Origin of the sequence: Caballeronia sp. AZ7_KS35 (assembly GCF_023631045.1) — a bacterium.
GTDB lineage: Bacteria > Pseudomonadota > Gammaproteobacteria > Burkholderiales > Burkholderiaceae > Caballeronia > Caballeronia zhejiangensis.
The window spans coordinates 1-2,412 of sequence record NZ_JALQDV010000084.1; the positions used below are offsets into that span (position 1 = coordinate 1).

The 2,412-nt window shown below is 58.8% G+C and carries 1 protein-coding gene; it reads right to left on the reverse strand.

What is annotated here, in order from left to right:
• A partial coding sequence (locus tag NCT05_RS36580; protein ID WP_250504787.1) for an ATP-binding protein occupies nucleotides 1-2,258 on the reverse strand: 2,258 nt, incomplete at its 3' end.
• Nucleotides 2,259-2,412: the final 154 nt, after the last annotated feature.

A 2,412-nucleotide genomic window follows, 5' to 3' on the forward strand; every position in this document is an offset into this window, starting at 1 on the left:
AACATGCCGAGCGCGTCTACGGCATCCGGGTTGTCATCAACCAGCATGATTCGACGCCTGCGGACGACTACCGGTGACGCAATCACCTGCGCGGCCACTGGCGCGACCGTGTTCTCGCAGTGAGATCGCACCGGGAGTCTCACGATGAATTCGCTACCCTGGCCGGGGCCACGACTTCTGGCTTCGACTGTGCCGCGATGTAGGTCGACAATGCTCCGAACGAGCGAAAGTCCGATGCCAAGACCACCCTTTGCGCGGTGCAGAGTTCTCTTACCCTGGAAAAAGAGTTCGAATATGCGCGGCAGTACCTCTTCGGAAATGCCGACCCCGTTGTCGGCAACGCTGATGCGTAGATGATCTTCGTTCTCCCGGATCGCGGTCACAGCAATGTTCCCTCCATTGCCGGTATAGCGCGCCGCGTTACTCAACAGATTGGAAAGCACCTGCGTCAAACGCACCGGATCACCGTCCAGGCGCAGGCCGTCTTCGAGATCAACGTGTAGTGTCTGACCACGCTCTTCAAACAGCGGGCTCACCATCTCGATCGCCTTTGAGATGAGGTGCCCGATGTCGACGGTGGTGATTTCGAGATCAATCCTGCCACGGGTGATACGCGACACGTCGAGCAAATCGTCCACGAGGCGGACCATATGGTCGACCTGACGCCTGATGATCTGCTGCTCTTTTTCGGAGGTTGTATCCCCGCGCACACGCATCAGTTCAAGCGCCATAACGATGGGCGACAACGGATTACGTAGTTCGTGGCCGAGCATGGCGAGGAACTCGTCCTTCGCCGAGTTGGCCTCAGCGAGTTTGGCAAGCAGCGCCGATCGTTCGAGATTGGCGTTTTCGAGTACCTGGCGGTTACGGACGTGCTCCGTCACGTCGACTGCAACGAAGACAATGCTGTCAACTTCGCCGTTCGTTCGCTTTAGCGGTTCCAGATTGATCTTTAAGAAACGATCTCCGGGTTGCTCGCCGCTACTGGTGACCATGCGGACCTCTCCACCAGAAAACGGCTCGCCCGTCGCTTGCGCCTGGTGTAACAGCCTCGCGAGCTCGCTGCCATGGTAATCCGGGAAAGCGTCCGCGAAAGCCTTGCCCTCGATATCCAAGCGGCCGGCAAGTTCGCAGCACCGCCGATTGGCAAGCTCCAGGACAAGGTTCGGTCCTGACAACAGGGCTGCAGCGACCGGGGCGTTGAGCAGCATCCTGTCGCGCTGCATCAGGGCTTGATCACGCTGGTGACGTTCCGTGGCGTCCCGGGTAAAACAGCGCGTGTACCGCAGTTGCTCGCCCTCGAAGAATCCGTTGGAATGGATTAGAACGTGCTTTATCCGCCCGTCCCGGCATCGCAGGCGCGCGGGCTGATCGTAGATCGTCTCGCCGTTGGTGAGCCGTTCCAGGATGCTCTCGATTACGGCGCGGTCGACGTGAAACTCGGCAATATGATGCCCGACGTATTCTTCCCATCGGTAGCCAAGTATCGCGAGTTCCGCCTTGTTCGCCCAAAGAATCGTGCCGTCGGCGGCAACCTTGTGAAGGCCCTCCGCAGCATTCTCCATGAAGTCAGTCAATTCCTTTTCGCGCAGCTTGAGTGTCTGTTCGGCGGTGACCCGTCGGGCAACTTCCGTTCTGAGCGCGCGTGCCTGCTGCTCAAGCTCGGCAAGCCTTACGTCTGGCTTCCCCGCTTCAGTCTTGGAGGCATGGCCAGCAGAACACGCATGATGATGCTCTTCGCATATCAATCGGAAGGCATCGGCCGATTCAGCAGTGGGAAACAGGTGCCACGGATAGCCGCAGAACAAAGAAAATGAGACTTCTTCTGCCAGTCGATTCCACAACTGCTCCAGGCGGATAGCGGCCTGCTGCAATCCACGTTCACAGAGCAACGCGACCATTTCGCCAAACGCGTTGACTGTCAGCCCATCGCCGCATGCTTTTTTCACAATCGTACCGACGACGTCATTGAACCGGCTTTCGTCTGGCCAGTCATCCACCATGAACTGCGCAAGCGTGTCGTCGGCATCAAGAGTGATGAGCTGCCCGGGGTACCACGTTTCCGGATTCTGGACCGATCCGAAGCCGACGAGCCGGCGGCGAAGTTCGTTGATGTGCGCTGGCGTAGCGATGACTATCCCGACGCCTCCCGCACGAAGCGCGTCATCAATGAAGTCGGCGACTTCTGCCAAAAGCAGCGCATCATCGTCGTAAAAGCGGACGAAATGCGCGGATTGCTCCGATAGCTCAGAGAACATTCTAGTCCTGGTCTGTTGAGTGCCACGGTGGGGCAACTTCGTCGCAGTCGCGATCCGAGGCGGCTCGGGGGTGACAGCGAGTTGTGTTTCTCGTTGTCGACGGCAGACGACTGTGACGCGTCCGTTGGACGCCTGGCGGGCACTGCGCCTGGTA